General features: G+C 41.3%; 15 protein-coding genes and 1 pseudogene. 10 read left to right on the top strand and 6 right to left on the bottom strand.

Features of this window, described 5'->3' with window-relative positions; genetic code table 11:
* The first annotated feature begins 49 nt into the window (after positions 1-49).
* On the top strand, positions 50-2,311 hold the full coding sequence (gene clpA / locus HC000_RS07570) for an ATP-dependent Clp protease ATP-binding subunit ClpA (RefSeq protein ID WP_179807346.1): 2,262 nt from the start codon (positions 50-52) through the stop codon (positions 2,309-2,311).
* Between the two features lie 211 nt (positions 2,312-2,522).
* On the opposite strand, the gene infA is transcribed toward clpA, so the two are convergent.
* The 4 genes from infA to trxB form a co-directional block, all read right to left on the bottom strand.
* Entirely contained in the window at positions 2,523-2,741 is a 219-nt protein-coding gene (gene infA, locus HC000_RS07565; protein ID WP_002962494.1) for a translation initiation factor IF-1, read from the bottom strand.
* Positions 2,742-2,831: 90 nt separating this feature from the next.
* Positions 2,832-3,536: an arginyltransferase gene (locus HC000_RS07560; RefSeq protein ID WP_179807345.1), complete on the bottom strand. Its 705-nt coding sequence runs from the start codon at positions 3,534-3,536 to the stop codon at positions 2,832-2,834.
* Entirely contained in the window at positions 3,529-4,245 is a 717-nt protein-coding gene (gene aat / locus HC000_RS07555) for a leucyl/phenylalanyl-tRNA--protein transferase (protein WP_179807344.1), read from the bottom strand. The genes HC000_RS07560 and aat overlap by 8 nt, the downstream gene beginning before the upstream one ends.
* A 96-nt stretch (positions 4,246-4,341) precedes the next feature.
* A complete protein-coding gene (trxB, locus tag HC000_RS07550) occupies positions 4,342-5,292 on the bottom strand; it encodes a thioredoxin-disulfide reductase (protein WP_011328397.1) in 951 nt (316 codons plus the stop codon).
* A 288-nt stretch (positions 5,293-5,580) separates the two neighbouring features.
* Between trxB and pssA the strand changes: the two genes are divergently transcribed.
* Positions 5,581-6,906, top strand: a complete 1,326-nt coding sequence (pssA, locus tag HC000_RS07545; RefSeq protein ID WP_011328396.1) for a CDP-diacylglycerol--serine O-phosphatidyltransferase — start codon at positions 5,581-5,583, stop codon at positions 6,904-6,906.
* Positions 6,907-7,034: 128 nt separating this feature from the next.
* Here pssA and ald read toward each other — a convergent pair whose 3' ends face one another.
* Positions 7,035-8,156, bottom strand: a complete 1,122-nt coding sequence (gene ald, locus HC000_RS07540; protein WP_179807343.1) for an alanine dehydrogenase — start codon at positions 8,154-8,156, stop codon at positions 7,035-7,037.
* A gap of 137 nt (positions 8,157-8,293) precedes the next feature.
* Here ald and lrp point away from each other — a divergent pair, with 137 nt between their 5' ends.
* From lrp to HC000_RS07500, 8 genes are all read left to right on the top strand, one after another.
* Positions 8,294-8,773 carry a leucine-responsive transcriptional regulator Lrp gene (gene lrp / locus HC000_RS07535; protein WP_011328394.1) on the top strand — a complete coding sequence of 160 codons (480 nt, stop codon included), beginning with the start codon at positions 8,294-8,296 and terminating at the stop codon, positions 8,771-8,773.
* A gap of 197 nt (positions 8,774-8,970) precedes the next feature.
* The gene (locus HC000_RS07530; RefSeq protein ID WP_179807342.1) at positions 8,971-11,466 is read left to right on the top strand and encodes a DNA translocase FtsK 4TM domain-containing protein; all 2,496 of its coding nucleotides are present in this window, start codon (positions 8,971-8,973) and stop codon (positions 11,464-11,466) included.
* Complete coding sequence (gene lolA / locus HC000_RS07525; protein ID WP_089368369.1) at positions 11,466-12,092, top strand: outer membrane lipoprotein chaperone LolA; 627 nt, start codon at positions 11,466-11,468, stop codon at positions 12,090-12,092. The genes HC000_RS07530 and lolA overlap by 1 nt, the downstream gene beginning before the upstream one ends.
* Complete coding sequence (locus HC000_RS07520; protein ID WP_179807341.1) at positions 12,085-13,428, top strand: replication-associated recombination protein A; 1,344 nt, start codon at positions 12,085-12,087, stop codon at positions 13,426-13,428. The genes lolA and HC000_RS07520 overlap by 8 nt, the downstream gene beginning before the upstream one ends.
* Positions 13,421-13,801 (top strand): fluoride efflux transporter CrcB, encoded by a 381-nt coding sequence (crcB, locus tag HC000_RS07515; RefSeq protein ID WP_041454454.1) that lies wholly within the window; start codon positions 13,421-13,423, stop codon positions 13,799-13,801. The genes HC000_RS07520 and crcB overlap by 8 nt, the downstream gene beginning before the upstream one ends.
* 8 nt (positions 13,802-13,809) lie before the next feature.
* Positions 13,810-15,114, top strand: a complete 1,305-nt coding sequence (gene serS, locus HC000_RS07510; RefSeq protein ID WP_058373536.1) for a serine--tRNA ligase — start codon at positions 13,810-13,812, stop codon at positions 15,112-15,114.
* Between the two features lie 707 nt (positions 15,115-15,821).
* Positions 15,822-16,118 carry a hypothetical protein gene (locus tag HC000_RS07505; RefSeq protein WP_179807340.1) on the top strand — a complete coding sequence of 99 codons (297 nt, stop codon included), beginning with the start codon at positions 15,822-15,824 and terminating at the stop codon, positions 16,116-16,118.
* Positions 16,119-16,545: 427 nt separating this feature from the next.
* Complete coding sequence (locus HC000_RS07500; RefSeq protein WP_179807339.1) at positions 16,546-16,980, top strand: hypothetical protein; 435 nt, start codon at positions 16,546-16,548, stop codon at positions 16,978-16,980.
* 247 nt (positions 16,981-17,227) lie between these two features.
* Here the strand turns inward: HC000_RS07500 and HC000_RS07495 are convergent.
* A pseudogene (locus HC000_RS07495) lies at positions 17,228-17,638 on the bottom strand (PQQ-dependent sugar dehydrogenase); the annotation flags it as partial.
* Positions 17,639-17,714 lie beyond the last annotated feature (76 nt).

The raw sequence follows: 17,714 nt of genomic DNA, 5'->3' as shown, positions 1-17,714 counted from the left end.
TCGTTCGATTGTAATGGTATAAAATTATTATCTCTGTAAGGGGTTGCCAATGCTAAATAAAGATTTAGAACTTACTTTGAACAGCGCGTTTCGCGAAGCGCGTACACGTCGTCATGAGTTTATGACGGTAGAACACCTTTTACTTGCGCTTTTGGACAATCCATCTGCTGGGGAAGCGCTAAGTGCCTGTGCAGTAAATGTTGCAGAGTTAAAAACTGAACTACTTGAGTTTATTAACGAAACCACACCAGTTATTCCAGATTTAGAAGAAGAGCGTGAAACTCAGCCAACACTTGGTTTTCAACGTGTATTGCAACGTGCTGTTTTTCATGTGCAATCATCGGGTAAAAACGAAGTAACAGGCGTAAACGTGCTGGTGGCTATTTTTTCTGAGCAAGAAAGCCAAGCAGTCTATTTACTTAAAAAACACGATATATCACGTCTTGATATTGTTAATTTTATTTCGCATGGCATTGCCAAAAGCGATGATGAATTAGGCGATGACACCGACGATATTCACGAAGACGTACAAGAAGTGCAAAGCGAAGAAGCGAGCAAGCTCGACAGCTTTACCACTAATTTAAACGTACAAGCGCTCGAAGGCCACATTGACCCATTAATAGGGCGCGATAGTGAAGTAGAACGTACTGTGCAGGTGTTGTGTCGTCGTAAAAAGAACAACCCATTATTAGTAGGCGAAGCAGGTGTTGGTAAAACAGCAATTGCAGAAGGCCTAGCGTATCGTATTGTAAATAAGCAAGTACCCGAAGTAATTGCCGATGCAGTTGTTTACTCGCTTGATATGGGCGCATTATTGGCAGGTACTAAGTACCGTGGCGATTTTGAAAAACGCTTTAAAAGCTTACTAAAAGAGTTGCAAGCACAACCGGGTTCTATTTTATTTATTGATGAAATTCATACCATTATTGGTGCCGGCGCGGCATCGGGTGGAGTTATGGATGCATCAAACTTACTTAAGCCGCTACTCTCTAGTGGGCAATTACGCTGTATGGGTTCGACAACTTATAACGAGTACAAAAATATTTTTGAGAAAGACCGTGCTTTGGTACGTCGCTTTCAAAAAATTGATGTGCTTGAGCCGAGTGTTGCCGATACCACTAAAATATTAAATGGTTTAAAAGAGCGTTACGAAGCGCACCATGGCATTCGTTATACGCAAAAAGCGTTAAAAGCAGCGGCAGAGCTAAGTGCAAAATATATTAATGAACGCCATTTGCCCGACAAAGCAATTGACGTAATTGATGAGGCCGGTGCAAGCCAACGTTTATTGCCTAGCTCTAAACGTAAAAAAACCATTGGCGTTGCCGATATAGAAAACATTGTGGCTAAAATGGCGCGTATTCCACCGCAAAGTGTGTCATCTAGCGACAAAGAAACGCTAAAAAACTTAGACCGCAATTTAAAAATGTTGGTGTTTGGGCAAGATCAATCTATTGATGCGCTTACATCGGCTATTCGCTTATCGCGCTCTGGTTTAGCCAACGAAGAAAAACCGGTAGGGTCGTTCTTATTTGCAGGCCCAACAGGGGTAGGCAAAACCGAGGTAACTAAACAGCTAGCTAAATGTATGGGTGTTGAGTTTATTCGCTTTGATATGTCGGAGTACGTAGAGCGCCATGCAATAAGTCGACTAATTGGTGCGCCACCAGGTTATGTTGGTTTTGAGCAAGGTGGGTTACTCACTGAAGCGGTAATTAAAAACCCGCACGCGGTAGTACTGTTAGATGAAATTGAAAAAGCGCATTCAGATATTTACAACATATTGTTGCAAGTAATGGATCACGGTACATTAACTGATAATAACGGCCGCAAAGCCGATTTTAGAAATGTAGTCGTGGTAATGACCACCAATGCGGGCGTGCAAGAAACAACGCGTGCGTCAATTGGTTTTAGCGAGCAAGACCATACGCACGATGCAATGGGTGAAATTAATAAAGTATTTTCACCAGAATTTAGAAACCGTTTAGATAACATTATTTGGTTTAATCACCTTGATAAAGACGTTATTTTACTTGTGGTTGATAAGTTTATTGTAGAGCTTCAAGCGCAACTGGATAAAAAGTCAGTTAATCTTGAGCTAAGTGCTAAAGCACGGGAATGGTTGGCTGACAAAGGTTACGACAAAGCGATGGGGGCACGTCCTATGGCACGTATTATCCAAGAGCAGCTTAAAAAACCATTAGCCAACGAAATACTCTTTGGTGAACTTGTTGAAGGCGGTACGGTTAAAGTATCGGTTAAAGATAAAAAAATTCGCTTTGATTATCAAAGTGATTTAACACCAGCTTAGTTTAATATGCGCTAAATGAGTTAAATAAAAAGGCCTGCTTTTAAAAAGCAGGCCTTTTTTTGTAATGTTTTATAGACAACAAAAAACCCAGCAAAGCTGGGTTTTTTGTTTATTAAATGTAATTGCTAGTTAATATCCATCAATTACATTTAATAAACGCTTAAAGCTAGTGAAAAACTAGCCAAAAACTAAATCTCGTTTACGCACTTACTTAGCGAGCACGGAATACGATACGACCTTTCGATAAATCGTAAGGAGTCATTTCTACCGTTACTTTATCGCCGGTTAAAATACGGATATAGTTTTTGCGCATTTTGCCTGAAATATGAGCCACAACTACGTGACCATTTTCTAGCTCAACTCGGAACATTGTATTTGGTAAAGTATCAAGGACTGTCCCTTGCATTTCGATTACGTCTTCTTTCGCCATGTTTAGCGTAACACCTCTTTAATAGTTAAACGCTGCAGATTCTGCCCAAAATACGCCAATAAGTAAAGGCGCAGCGGCTATTTTTGCAAATTAAATAATCAACCACTGGTCTTTGACTTGTTTTTGCGCCGGTAAAAATTGCGTTTTGTAGTTCATTTTAGGACATTCGTCTATTTGGTAGCCCAAGTACACGTAGTGCTTATTTTGTGCTTTAGCAAATATTAGCTGCTGTAAAATCATCACAGTACCCAAACTATACTGCTCATAGTCGGGGTCAAAAAAAGTATAAATAGCTGAAATAGCCTTGTCCATACAATCAGTTACGGCAACTGCAACTAAATTGTCTTGATCCCAAAGTTCTATAAAAGTGATGTTTAACCAACTGCATAATAAAAAACTCTGAAACTGTGTTTTATCAGGAGGATACATACTACCGTCTTGATGGCGCAAACTAATATATTTACTGTACAGCGCGTAGTATTGCGGGCGCTCTTGGTTAGAATATTTAACTTCAAAGCGTGTTTTTGCTTTGTTTAGTTTACGTTTGTGCGATTTTGTCTCAATAAACTCTTGTGCTAATACACGTACAGAGCTACATGCGCTGCAAGTTGGACAGTGCGGGCGGTAAATTTGGTTACCGCTGCGACGAAAACCTAACGCCAGCAAAGACTCAAATTTATCGCTGCTGTAGCAACTTGGATCAAGAATGACCAATAACTGCTCTTGGCGGTTGGGTAAATAACTACAAGCAAACTCTTGGCTTAAACCAGCGCGTGCAGGAATATGTTCATTCATAAATAGCGTTAAGCTCCTGTGGTATCCACATAGCAGGGTCTACTTTATAATTTTGCGCTGCGTGTAGTTTAGCTAAAAATGCAGGGCGTGGGATCACTGTCGCCCCTAATGACATTAAATAGGGGTTTTCGAGCTGACAATCAATAAAATGCGCGTTATGGCGCTTAAGCCAATTAACCAACGCCCACACAGCCAGCTTAGAGCAGTTTGTTTGATGATGAAACATCGACTCGCCACAAAAAACACCATTTTGCATAATGCCATATAAGCCACCTGCAAGCTCTCCCTCGCGCCACACTTCTACACTATGAGCAATGCCTGCGTTATGGGCGTTAATGTACGCAGTGAGCATGTCAGAGGTTATCCACGTACCATCGGTATCAATGCGTTGCTCGCAGCATGCTTCAATCACTTCAATAAAGGCATTATTTATAGTAACGGTGACCGGGTGCTTTTTTAAATGCTTGCGCAGGCTTTTACTAATATGAAAATTATCAAGCTCTACAATGCCGCGCTCACTGGGCGACCACCACATTATTGGCTCGTCTTCGCTAAACCACGGAAATATACCATTATTATAAGCGTTACTTAGCCGCGCTAAACTTAAATCGCCACCAATAGCGAGTAAACCGTCGGGGGAGTCGAGAGCGCACTCTATAGGTGGAAATGCTATATCGGTATTACTTAGCTGGTACAGCTGCTTTTTCATACAATACTTCAATAAAAACGAATAACAAAAGTGTAACTATAATTTAGACATAAAAAAGGCTGATTTATCAGCCTTTTTCACTAAACACTTAACAGCTTATAGATTATCTAAAAAGCGCTCAGCATCTAATGCTGCCATACAACCTGTTCCGGCTGAAGTAATTGCTTGGCGGTAAATATGATCCGACACATCACCAGCGGCAAATACGCCTGGTACGCTAGTTTGTGTAGCGTTGCCATTAAGGCCCGACTCAACAATTATATAGCCGTCTTTCATCTCTAGTTGGCCAACAAACATATCGGTATTTGGCTTATGGCCAATAGCAATAAATACGCCCGCTAGGTCTAACTCTTCGGTTGCATCAGAGTTTGCATCTTTAATACGCACACCGGTAACGCCCATTTGGTCACCTAATACTTCGTCAAGCGTACGGTTGTAATGCATTACCACATTACCGTTTGCTGCTTTTTCAGCAAGGCGGTCGGCTAGTATTTTTTCACTACGAAAACTATCACGACGGTGAATTACATGCACTTCATCGGCAATGTTAGATAAGTAAAGCGCTTCTTCAACAGCTGTGTTACCGCCGCCAACAACCGCTACTTTTTGTCCTTTATAGAAAAAACCATCACAGGTCGCACACGCAGATACGCCACGGCCTTGAAAATTTGTTTCTGACTCTAAGCCTAGGTACTTAGCAGACGCGCCTGTTGCAATGATAAGTGCGTCACAGGTGTAAGTGCCTTGGTCGCCAGTTAAAGTGAAAGGGCGTTTAGACACGTCTACTTTATTTATGTGATCAAATATAATTTCAGTTTCAAAGCGCTCAGCATGCTCTTTCATACGATCCATTAACGCAGGACCAGTTAAGCCATGCGCATCGCCAGGCCAGTTTTCTACTTCGGTAGTGGTGGTTAATTGGCCACCTTGTTGCATACCAGTAATTAATACTGGGTTTAAATTTGCGCGGGCTGCGTAAACTGCGGCAGTGTAACCAGCGGGGCCTGAGCCTAAAATAAGTAACTTACAATGTTTTGCTTCAGTCATGGTTTTTTCCTAAACGTTTAATTCACTCTGTAATGCGCTCGATTCTAAGAAAAACAAGCAGGAAGTAAACAAAATCCGTGATTAATTTTTTTAACAAATTTTAAAGCTGTGCAATATTGTGTACTTAAAATGGAGTAATTTATGTCTAATAAGTAAAATTAGTTCAATAAATAGACTAATACGCAACAAAACTGCGTTAATTCATGACCGGTTTGATTTTTTTTGATATGTTTTACCTAATTTTGATTTGTCACTGAAAGATTATGTGACCTAAGTGAATAGGCAACTATGTTATTTTGGCAGGAAAAACCCGCATTTGGGTTGACTTCAAAAGACCTTAACGTCTTAACCAATGCGCAAGAGTACCGTACGCAATTGCTACGTTTAATTGCCAACGCAAAAAAACGAATTTATATAACCACGCTTTATTTACAAGATGATGAAGCCGGACGTGAAGTTTTAGAGGCACTGCACCAGGTGTCATTAGCTAACCCAGCGCTTGAAATAAAAGTGCTGGTAGATTTTCATCGCGCGCAACGTGGCCTTATTGGTGCCGAAAAATCTGAGGGGAATGCCAGTTTATATTGTGATTACCTCGAAAAGTTTCAATCGAACGTGCAGGTATACGGCGTACCAGTAAAAGCGAAAGAGTTATTTGGCGTATTGCATTTAAAAGGTTTTGTGATTGACGACACCTTGCTTTATAGCGGCGCGAGTATAAATAATGTGTATTTAGAGTATAACGACCGTTATCGCCTCGATCGTTACTTTTTAGTTACGCAAAACGCATTGTGCGATGCTGTAATAGACTTTATTGAAACAACATTACTTAGCTCAAATGCAGTGCCGCGTATTGATAGCCGCCCGCTGCCAAAGCTTAATGATTTTAGATTAGATCAAAAGCAATTAATGCGTGATTTAAAAACAGCAAGGTATAACAGCGCCGAGCTGCATAATACTCAGTCCTTAGGTATTCGTTTGTTTTTAGGATTAGGGCGACGCAATAACGAACTTAATCGTTTAATTAAAACCATGTTTGACGCCACCGAGCAAGAGCTGGTGTTGTATACGCCTTACTTTAATTTTCCGGCGCCGTTAATGCGCTCATTACGCCGGCTATTAAAACAAGGTAAGCAAGTCACTATTGTAGTAGGCGATAAAACGGCTAACGACTTTTATGTACCGCCTAGCGAGCCATTTAGTAAAATAGGCGCGTTGCCGTATTTATACGAAACTATTTTGCATAAATTTGTTAAAACACAAAAACGCCATATTGATAACGGTAATTTAAACGTTTATCTATGGAAGCACGACAGTAATTCGTTTCATTTAAAAGGCATTTGTTCAGACAGAAAAGTACATTTACTCAGTGGTCATAACCTTAACCCGCGGGCGTGGGGACTAGATGTTGAAAATGGTATTTTAATTGAAGATCCACAGCAAACAATAATGCAAGATATTGACAACGAAAAGCAAGAAATTCTGCAGCACTGTCGCCGTTTAACTGGCCCAGATGATTTAGAAACCATGGACGATTATCCGCAAGCGGTTAAAAAGTTACTTGGCCAAGCAAAACGTGTAAAAGTAGATTTTATAATTAAACGTTTTATATAAGTAACCTTATAAAATTTAAAATCTATACAACAAAAAAGCAGCTAATAGCTGCTTTTTTGTTTGCACTAATGTTTACTCTAAAGTTTAAAGCACTCAAGTAAATTAATGCTTGAGTGCTTTACGCTAAATTAAACGTTTTCTAGCGCAGTACGAGGATCAACATATTCCATGTTAAACGCCTCAGCTACTTCTTTGTAAGTTACTTGGCCTTTTATTACGTTTAAGCCTTTTAAGAAGTGAGCGTCGTCAAGCAATGCCTTTTTATAACCTTTGTTTGCAAGGTTAATAATAAACGGCAAGGTTGCATTGTTAAGTGCAAACGTAGAAGTACGTGGCACAGCGCCCGGCATATTAGCAACACAATAGTGAACAACGTCATCAACAATGAACGTAGGATCAGCATGGGTAGTTGCTTTAGAGGTAGCAATACAGCCACCTTGGTCAATGGCAACGTCAACAATTGCAGAGCCTGGTTTCATGGCTTTAATGTGCGCAGCAGTTACTAGTTTAGGTGCAGCTGCACCTGGAATAAGTACACCACCAATTACTAAATCTGCCTCTAGTACGTGTTTTTCAAGTGCGTCGGCAGTTGAGTAAATAGCGCGTACTTTGTTGCCAAACTGTGCGTCTAGTGCGCGTAATACGTCAATGTTACGATCAAGTATTACTACGTTTGCACCTAAACCAACCGCCATAAGTGCAGCGCTACGGCCAACCATACCGCCGCCAATAATAACTACTTTAGCTGGCTCAACGCCCGGTACGCCACCAAGTAACATACCACTGCCTTTATTTATTTTTTCAAGCGCTTGTGCGCCTGCTTGAATAGACATACGACCTGCTACTTCACTCATAGGTGCTAAAAGAGGAAGGCCACCGCGAGAGTCTGTGACTGTTTCGTATGCAATACAAATTGCTTTGCTTTTAACTAGGTCTTCAGTTTGTGGTAAGTCAGGGGCAAGGTGTAAGTAAGTGAAAAGAATTTGATCTTCGCGCAGCATGGCACGCTCAATCGCTTGTGGCTCTTTTACTTTAATTATCATCTCGGCTTTTGCGAATACATCAGCAGGTGTTGCTAAAATTTCAGCACCGGCTTGTACGTAATCGTCGTTAGTAAAGCCAATGCCCATACCCGCATCCGTTTCCACTAATACTTGGTGGCCGTGATTAACGAGCTCACGAACACTAGCAGGAACCATACCTACGCGGTATTCATGGTTTTTAATTTCTTTAGGTACACCTATAATCATAATTTTGCCTTGTTAGAACGGGATAAGTTTTTCACTATTATATTCATGAGTTGCTAGTGTGTCTTACCTTTTTTTTAACATATTATAGTGATAATATCTGTTTTTGGCTTTTAAACAGAATAATAAACTAGGTGAGTATGCATACACTATTAGATAGAATAGATCGAAAAATATTAGTGGAATTACAACAGGATGGGCGGTTATCTAATGTGGAACTGGCCCGACGAGTTGGCTTAAGTGCGACACCTTGTTTAGAGCGTGTAAAAAAGTTGGAGCGAGAAGGTTATATACTTGGTTACAAGGCTGTGGTTGATCCGGCTAAGCTTGGCCAAGGTTTATCGGTATACGTTGAGGTAACTATTACTAAAACATCGGCAGATGTATTTGACGAATTTAGTGCTGCAGTTAAAAAGCATAACGAAATAATAGAGTGCCATTTAGTATCGGGTAATTTTGACTTTTTACTTAAAACGCGGGTAAACGACATGTCAGAATATCGAGGAGTACTGGGCGATATACTCTTAAAGTTACCCAATGTTAGCGAAAGTCGTACTTATGTAGTAATGGAAGAAGTAAAAGGCGAGGAAGGCGTAATTATTCGCCCCTATGTTGCTTAAGCTGATTTACAATATGTGTGTTATTTATAGGCTAATATAGTAATTTATAATTAGTTTCGCATAATATAAGTTTAAATTATAAAAACTTGTTCATAATCAGGCCATCAAGGTTAAGATAAAGTGCAACAAAATACATTTCCTGCTAAGGTATTCCACTGCTAAGTGAGTGTAAAAATAATAAAGAGGAATAGGGAATTATGCGCCTAAACGGTGTGCAAAGGCTATTAGAAACAGGGCTGATAATCAGCACTTTTACAGCAATATTTATTTTATGTGCCTTAATCAGCTTTGATCCGGCGGATGCTGCATGGTCGCAAACTAGCTTTAGCGAAGTAAAAAACATTACTGGCGCTGCGGGTGCATGGATTGCTGACATATTATTACTCACTTTTGGCTGGTTGGCTTATTTAGTACCGGCCGCAATTCAGATATTTGGTTATTTATTATTTAAACAACCGCACCGAATTTTACAACTCGACTACACCACCTTAGCATTGCGTGTTATTGGTTTTGCTTTATTTATTACCTCAGCTACCGCTATTAGCAGCATTAATTTTGATGATATTTATAACTTTTCATCAGGCGGGGTAGTGGGCGATGTGATTGAATCGGCAATGATGCCAGCATTTAACTTTACCGGTACTTCAATACTATTATTGTGCTTCTTTTTTGCCGGTTTAACATTATTAACGGGCGTATCGTGGGTTGATTTTGTTGATTATTTAGGTGATTTAATCGTACGTTTTTATCGTTACATAAGCAATTATGTAAAAGGCTGGCTAAACCGAGAGCGTTTAGCTGGTAATGATAATCAGCAAATAGACGCACAATTTGAACCAGACGCCAACGAGCAAGCCGATGAAACAAATACCAAAAAAGTAAATAAACAAAAATCAATTAACAAACCGCAAACGCCATTTAATGAGCCGCAAATTAGCGACGAATTTATGCCATTTGACGAGCTAGATGATATTCTCGATCAAGAAATTGGCTTTAGCGCCATAGATGACGATCCAATGGATACAGAAGCTGCACTTAATGCACTTAATGCACTTGATCAGAGCCCAGTAGTAGAGCCAGAAAAGCCTGTAACTACAGTAGTATCGCCAGCAAGGCCAATGAACAAGCCAAAAGCTGCGTATCAGCCGCCGCCAACAGCCAAAGAAAAATTTGAACAATTACTTAATCAAGAGCCGCCACTAGGGCCATTACCATCGCTTGATTTACTCGACAGACCCGACAAAGCTAAAAACCCTATTTCGCAAGAAGAGCTCGATACAGTATCGCGGCTAGTAGAGACAAAACTGCTCGACTTTAACGTACAAGCAAAGGTTGTAGCAGTATACCCAGGGCCAGTTGTAACGCGCTTTGAGCTAGATTTGGCACCCGGTATAAAGGTGTCTAAAATTACCGGTTTAGCAAAAGATTTAGCCCGTTCGCTTTCGGCAATTAGTGTACGTGTTGTTGAGGTTATTCCGGGTAAAACCTATGTAGGCATAGAGCTGCCTAACAAGTATCGCGAAATAGTGCGTTTATCAGAAGTAATAAACGCCCCTAAATTTGAGCAAAACCCATCGCCACTCACCATGGTCTTAGGTAAAGATATTGCCGGGGAGCCGGTATGTGCCGACCTTGGCAAAATGCCGCATTTACTGGTAGCCGGTACTACAGGCTCGGGTAAATCAGTGGGCGTTAATGTGATGATAGTAAGCTTACTGTACAAATCGGGGCCTGATGATGTACGAATGATCATGATTGACCCTAAAATGCTTGAACTTTCGGTATACGAAGGTATTCCGCATTTATTGTGTGAAGTAGTTACCGACATGAAAGAAGCCGCTAATGCACTGCGTTGGTGTGTAGGCGAAATGGAGCGTCGTTATAAGCTAATGTCGGCTTTGGGTGTACGTAACTTAAAAGGTTACAACCAAAAAGTGCTTGAAGCCAAAGAAGCGGGCTATCCAATAATGGACCCATTATTTAAAGACACCGATGGCATGAAAGATGGCCCAGATGAGCTTGGAAAACTACCTAGTATAGTGGTAGTAATTGACGAATTTGCCGACATGATGATGATTGTAGGTAAAAAGGTAGAAGAGCTAATTGCCCGTATTGCGCAAAAAGCACGTGCCGCAGGTATTCATTTAATACTGGCAACACAGCGCCCATCGGTAGACGTAATTACCGGTTTAATTAAAGCAAATATACCAACGCGTATGGCGTTTCAGGTATCGAGTAAAATAGATTCGCGCACTATACTTGACCAACAAGGTGCCGAAAATTTACTAGGTATGGGTGATATGTTGTATTTACCGCCAGGTACAAGTGTTCCTGAGCGTGTGCATGGCGCGTTTGTAGACGACCACGAAGTACACGCAGTAGTAAACGACTGGAAAGCCCGTGCTAAACCAAATTACATAGACGAAATACTTAATGGCGACGCGAACGAGGATATTTTATTACCGGGTGAAGCCAGCGAAAACGCAGATGAAGAAAACGATCCGCTATACGACGAAGCCGTGTCGTTTGTAATTGAAACCGGTAAAGTATCGGTGTCGTCTGTGCAACGTAAATTACGTGTTGGCTATAACCGCGCAGCACGCTTAGTAGAACAAATGGAAACATCGGGTATCGTGAGTTCAGCTGGCCACAATGGCGCTCGCGATGTATTAGTACCTAATGGAGCAAATTAATGAAAAAACTTAACACCTTGTTATTAGTACTTGGCAGCTTAGTTGCTACGCCAAGCTTTGCAGACGACAGCCAAGCATTACAAGATCAACTCGCAACGCTAAAAAGCTTTAAAGCGCAGTTCTCGCAAAAAGTAACAGACAAACAAGGCCAAGCAGTAATGCAAGGCGAGGGCACAATTGCCCTGCAACAACCTATGATGATCCGCTGGCAGCAAACCAATCCAGACGATACATTATTTGTATCAAATGGGGATAAAACATATTACTTCGACAGTTTTGCCGAGCAAGTAACTATTATGCAAACTAGCAGCCTTATAGATTCAACGCCGTTTGTGTTACTTACCTCAAAAGACCCAGCGCAGTGGGAAAAATACAGCGTACTGGCTACAAATAGCGGCTTTAGCGTAACGCCAAACAAAGGCGTAGAAAGCCAAGTAGAGCAGCTAGATATAACCTTTGCTGGTAACGAGCAAGGTTTGGCTAAATTAGTGGTAACCGATAATTCAGGGCAGTTATCGTCGTTTACTTTTAATGATGCACAAGTTAATACGCCGCTTGATAAAAGCACCTTTGAATTTACGCCTCCTGAAGGTGTTGAAATAGACGATCAGAGTAACGGTGAGTAACTTAGGATTTAACTTTGGGCCCGATGCGCGCCCACTCGCAGCGCGTATGCGCCCAACAACGCTTGATGAATACATTGGCCAGCAGCACTTACTCAGCGCTGATAAACCACTGCATCAGGCAATTGTTGCAGGGCGCTGCCATAGTTTAATATTGTGGGGCCCGCCGGGCGTAGGTAAAACAACGCTCGCGCAAATAATAGCTAATCATGCCGATGCTGCGCTTATTCAAATGTCGGCAGTTACTGCAGGCGTTAAAGACATTCGCGACAGCGTTACGCAGGCGCGCGAAAACCTACAAAGCCGTGGCCAACGCACCTTAATGTTTGTTGACGAAGTACACCGTTTTAATAAATCTCAGCAAGATGCATTTTTACCGCATATAGAAGACGGTACGTTTATATTTGTAGGTGCAACCACCGAAAACCCATCATTTGCACTTAACAACGCTATTTTGTCGCGGGCGCGGGTGTATGTTTTAAAATCGCTTGCCGATACCGACCTATACACAGTAATAGATCGTGCACTCAAACAAGACGAACAATTAAACCAAAAACACATAATAATTGCCGACAACGCAAAAAAAGCACTGTGCCAAGCAAGTGGTGGCGACGCGCGCAAAGTACTTAACTTACTTGAGCAAGCGGTTGATTTAACCACAGAGCAAAACGGCCAATACAAGGTAGACGAGCACGTACTTAGCCAAGTGCTGCCCACACATTTAGCTAAATACGACAAAGGCGGCGATGAATTTTACGATTTAATCTCAGCCTTTCATAAATCAGTACGTGGCAGCTCTCCCGATGGCGCGCTGTATTGGTATTGTCGTATTTTAGCCGGTGGTGGCGACCCTTTATATGTAGCTAGGCGCTTACTTGCCATTGCCACAGAAGACATAGGCAACGCTGATCCGCGCGCTATGGAAGTGGCGCTAAACGCATGGGATATTTTTCAGCGAGTTGGCCCAAGCGAGGGCGAACGCGCAATTGCCCAAGCCACACTTTATTTAGCCAGCGCACCTAAAAGTAATGCGGTGTATATGGCGTTTAATCAAGCCAAGGCCGATGCCCAAAACGAGCCAAGTTACCCCGTGCCCGAGCATTTACGTAATGCCCCAACCAACTTAATGAAAGACTTAGGGTATGGCGCTGAGTATCGTTATGCGCACAACGAAGAAGGCGCTTTTGCTGCCGGAGAGAAGTATTTACCACCAGAAATGCAAGGTAGGGAGTATTACTCACCGAGCGATCGTGGCCTTGAGCAAAAAATTAAGCAAAAGCTCGATTACCTAAAAGAGCGCGACGCGCAAAGCCCACTTAAACGATACGAAAATGATTAAACTTTATATGATGATCGCCCTTGGCGGAGCCTCAGGAGCGTGTTTACGGTTTTTTATTAGCGAAAGCATGCTAAAACTCCTCGGTAGGGGATTCCCTTTTGGCACGTTGGCGGTTAATATTCTGGGTTCATTGTTGATGGGCATTTTGTACGGTTTACTAGATAAAGATATAATCGCCGAAAGCCCTGCTAAAGCCCTGATCGGGGTTGGCTTTTTAGGTGCGTTAACCACCTTTTCAACATTTTCAATGGATTCGCTGTTGTTGTTACAACAAGGTCACTTTATTAAAATGGCCCTCAATATCATCTTAAACGTGATGGTGTGTATTTTTATGGCTTGGCTGGGCCTTCAGCTAGTAATGCAAAAAGGTTAAAAACTAACATGTTAGATTCTAAATTTTTACGTCAAGATATCGAACAAACGGCAGCACGCTTAGCGGCTCGCGGTTACGAACTCGATGTAGCGACGGTCACGGCACTTGAAGAAAAACGCAAAACATTACAAGTAAAAACGCAAGAACTTCAAAGTCAGCGTAATGCAAGCGCAAAAGCAATTGGCCAAGCTAAAGCCAAAGGCGAAGACGCTCAACCGCTACTAGATGCAGTTGCTAACTTAGGTAGCGAGCTAGACGCAGCAAAAGCGCAGCAAGATGTAGTATTAGCCGCAATTAACGACATTGCCTTAGCAATTCCAAACTTGCCAGACGAATCAGTACCTGCAGGTAAAGACGAAGACGACAACGTTGAAATACTAACGTGGGGCACACCTAAAAAGTTTGATTTTGACGTGAAAGATCACGTTGATGTAGGCCAAGACTTAAACGGCTTAGACTTTGAAATGGGCGTTAAAATTAGTGGCGCACGCTTTACTGTAATGCGCGGCCAAGTAGCGCGTATGCATCGTGCATTAACGCAATACATGCTAGACACCCACACAGACAAAAACGGTTACACAGAAATGTACGTACCGTACCTAGTAAATAGCGCAAGTCTATACGGCACTAGCCAATTACCTAAGTTTGCGGGCGATTTATTCCACACGCTAGGCCTTGTAAACGACGATGGCGAACAGCAATCAGGCTTTAGCTTAATCCCTACAGCAGAAGTACCACTTACTAACAGCGCCCGCGATGAAATTTACGACGAAAGCGATTTGCCAATTCGTTTAACTGCGCACACGCCATGTTTTAGAAGTGAAGCCGGCAGCTATGGTCGCGACACTCGCGGCTTAATTCGCCAGCACCAGTTTGATAAAGTAGAACTGGTACAGCTGGTAAAACCAGAAGACTCAATGGCAACGCTTGAAGAGTTAACAGGTCATGCGGAGCAAATACTACAAGAGCTTGAACTACCGTACCGTAAAGTAATTTTATGTATGGGTGATATGGGCTTTGGCTCAGCTAAAACCTACGACTTAGAAGTATGGTTACCAGCGCAAAACACCTACCGCGAAATTTCATCATGTTCAAATATGGTAGATTTTCAGGCACGTCGTATGCAAGCACGTTTTCGCCGCGAAGGGGCTAAAAAGCCAGAGTTACTACATACACTAAATGGCTCAGGTTTAGCCGTTGGCCGTACACTAGTAGCCATACTAGAAAACTACCAACAAGCCGATGGCTCAGTAGTAGTACCAGAAGTATTACGCCCATACATGGGTGGCCTTGAAGTGATTGGCAAGCAATAAAACGTAAACTTTAAGTCAGGTTTTAGGCTTGTGAGCTTAAAAAGAAAGCCGCTGTTTGTAATAAACAGCGGCTTTTTTATTGTAGGTTAAAAGCAAAAAGGTTCAGCTAATATGTAGGGCGTGCTTTAGCGCGTTACAGTTATTTGCCAAAAAATATGTGCCTGTCCTTTTTACTTGTTTTATTTGTTACGACTTTTTATCTGTTACGGGGTCAAGTGAATGAGCAATGGCAACAGTATTGCCTTGTTCATAATATAGAAAAGCTGCAAAACACGATGCATTAAGAAGAGTAAGCTCTTTTAACCTAAAATAAAGCCACTTAAACACCCGTAATACCTTCCAAAATGCCAATTAAAACAACATCAAACTCCCACTTTATATTCTGCATAAAATAAGTAATCGATTGAACCAAAATAGGAACTCAGTTATGATTTCTTTATCAATAAAAAATAAAAAATAAAAAATAAAAAATAAAAAATAAAAAATAAAAAAATAAAAAAATAAAAAACGAGTTAATCTACAGCCTCGTTATAACTCTTTAAGGCATCGATGTTAAAGTCAGTAGATAAATTAGTAATTGCAGATCAGATGCTAGAAGCATCTATTGATGAGTTTCTTGACAACAAGAGATTTTTTCATCAATAAATCTAGCCGGTATCGCTGAAGAGATTTATGGCAAGTATGTTAGAACAACTGGTGAGCAAGATGTGCAACATGATTTAGTTGGAGATGCTATTAATATGTCTGTTGCACAAGGCGGCCTTAAATTTGAATTTAAGGAAATGAAGAAAGTAGCTAATCACGATAAAAATGCAATTAAGCATTTTGATTCTTCTAATGACCGTTACATTGAGATTGATGAAGAAAATGAAGCACGGTTAGCTATATCAACAGCAATTGAGAATCACACAAGAGCAGGTAGGCCAAACCTTACCGTTATAGATAGGTTTCGCGAGTTTGCTACTGAATATGTTGCCCAGAAAATAGCGTCAAGCGAGTTATAACAACACGGCCTGAGGTGGACAGCAAGCACTAAAGCTCACTTTCCACCGCAAATTTTAACAGCGGTGCTCCCTTACTTTTCTTTGCGATTAAGTAAGTTGATTCATCGTAGGGCGTATGTGTTTTCCAGCACCTACATAGTATTCTTATCCACTTAAATGCTAATGATCTGATAATGGTATTATGGGGTTTTCCTTTGGCTTCTTGCTGCCGATAATATGTTTTTGCCCAAAATGAATAACGCACAGATAATCCTGCCCATTCAACAAGTCTTTACCTTAAAAATTTAGTGCACGAGTATCGCGAGAAGAAAGAAGTAAAATAGGACAGGCATGAATTTTATATGCAAGAACAAATAATAGTTGGTAAAGCATTATTTTTATAGTTGAACAATAGCCAGCAATAATTGATTAAATAAAGGGTATTAAAATGGATAAAATGTCAGTTAACATAACATCTAAACCTTTAGAAACTTACCCGAAAAAACAAATTTTAAAGGTGGTGGCTGATGACGTTTCTGAAAAAGAGACAGTGCAAAAGGGAGTGGCTCAAGGCGTCCAAGTAGACATATCTGAAGAGGGGGCGGAAAAAAGTCTGGAAGATAAAAATCAAGCGGCGTTTCGCAAGTTATTAGGTAATGAAGATGTAGATCAAGCATCACAATCTGAAGGTGACCCCCTTGATGAACTAATTGCTGAAATACAAGAAAAGCTTGAAAAACTACTGCAAGAAACTGCATTGTTACGCAGTAAAGATGATGAAGAGTCGCAGGCTAAAGTGAAGGTGCTAGAAGGTGAAATTACCGGGCTTAACATTCAACTTATTGAATTATTAAAACAGAAATTAGAATCGGGTAAAAACTAGGTGTAAAGTTTCTGTAATTACCTTTAATACACTTTTCGGTTACTGCATAACGCGGTAAGTCGGGTTGCTTCTAGTAAACTCATCACTTTTGTCGGATGGCGTGGCTTCGCCACTTATCCGACTTACGTCAAAAGGTAGGTTGGTTAAGCCGAAGGCGCCACCCAATAGAGTTATTAAACCCATTAAAGCGGCTTACTAAAAGGCGCTATCCCCTCTAAAAGCGAAGTCTCTCTAACCCTCTTGTGAACTAATTTGATTTAACTAACATTAGCTTTGCATCTTCCCCATCGGTTAATATTGCTACATTACCTTCAGTGGTTACAAACACATCTCTTAATCGGCCTGTGGCCTCTGGGAATATATGAGACTGGGTAAATTCACCATTAGCTAAATTTACAGCGTAGAGCTTTTTATCAACCAAAGTCGTAATTAACACATGTTTTTGTAGTGAAGGGAAAGCCGCGTGCTTAGAGCCGTAATACGCCATGCCAGATGGGGCTATTGATGGCGTCCAATTAACACTTGGTTTTTGCATGCCTGGGTATTGAGTAAAAGGTGAAATACGCGCTTGCGAATAATCCCTACCGTAAGTAATTACTGGCCAGCCATAATTGGTGCCTGCGGTTAAGTAGTTTAGCTCGTCGCCGCCTGCGGGGCCACGGCTAGCGCATTTTAATCCCAGACTCTAGCAGGGTTGAGCGGTAATCATCGTCTAGCCCTGCCATTTTCTTTTT

Origin of the sequence: Pseudoalteromonas sp. MIP2626 (genome assembly GCF_013414205.1) — a bacterium.
Classification (GTDB): domain Bacteria; phylum Pseudomonadota; class Gammaproteobacteria; order Enterobacterales; family Alteromonadaceae; genus Pseudoalteromonas; species Pseudoalteromonas nigrifaciens.
This window is presented reverse-complemented; position numbering and strand designations above follow the sequence as displayed.

Bases quoted from the DNA above. Each gene is read 5' to 3' on its own strand.
- HC000_RS07530 (WP_179807342.1), top strand. From the start codon at position 8,971: ATGCGCCTAAACGGTGTGCAAAGGCTATTAGAAACAGGGCTGATAATC.
- lolA (WP_089368369.1), top strand. From the start codon at position 11,466: ATGAAAAAACTTAACACCTTGTTATTAGTACTTGGCAGCTTAGTTGCT.
- ald (WP_179807343.1), bottom strand. From the start codon at position 8,156: ATGATTATAGGTGTACCTAAAGAAATTAAAAACCATGAATACCGCGTA.
- clpA (WP_179807346.1), top strand. From the start codon at position 50: ATGCTAAATAAAGATTTAGAACTTACTTTGAACAGCGCGTTTCGCGAA.
- aat (WP_179807344.1), bottom strand. From the start codon at position 4,245: ATGAAAAAGCAGCTGTACCAGCTAAGTAATACCGATATAGCATTTCCA.
- infA (WP_002962494.1), bottom strand. From the start codon at position 2,741: ATGGCGAAAGAAGACGTAATCGAAATGCAAGGGACAGTCCTTGATACT.
- pssA (WP_011328396.1), top strand. From the start codon at position 5,581: ATGTTATTTTGGCAGGAAAAACCCGCATTTGGGTTGACTTCAAAAGAC.
- HC000_RS07560 (WP_179807345.1), bottom strand. From the start codon at position 3,536: ATGAATGAACATATTCCTGCACGCGCTGGTTTAAGCCAAGAGTTTGCT.
- trxB (WP_011328397.1), bottom strand. From the start codon at position 5,292: ATGACTGAAGCAAAACATTGTAAGTTACTTATTTTAGGCTCAGGCCCC.
- HC000_RS07500 (WP_179807339.1), top strand. From the start codon at position 16,546: ATGGATAAAATGTCAGTTAACATAACATCTAAACCTTTAGAAACTTAC.
- crcB (WP_041454454.1), top strand. From the start codon at position 13,421: ATGATTAAACTTTATATGATGATCGCCCTTGGCGGAGCCTCAGGAGCG.
- lrp (WP_011328394.1), top strand. From the start codon at position 8,294: ATGCATACACTATTAGATAGAATAGATCGAAAAATATTAGTGGAATTA.
- serS (WP_058373536.1), top strand. From the start codon at position 13,810: ATGTTAGATTCTAAATTTTTACGTCAAGATATCGAACAAACGGCAGCA.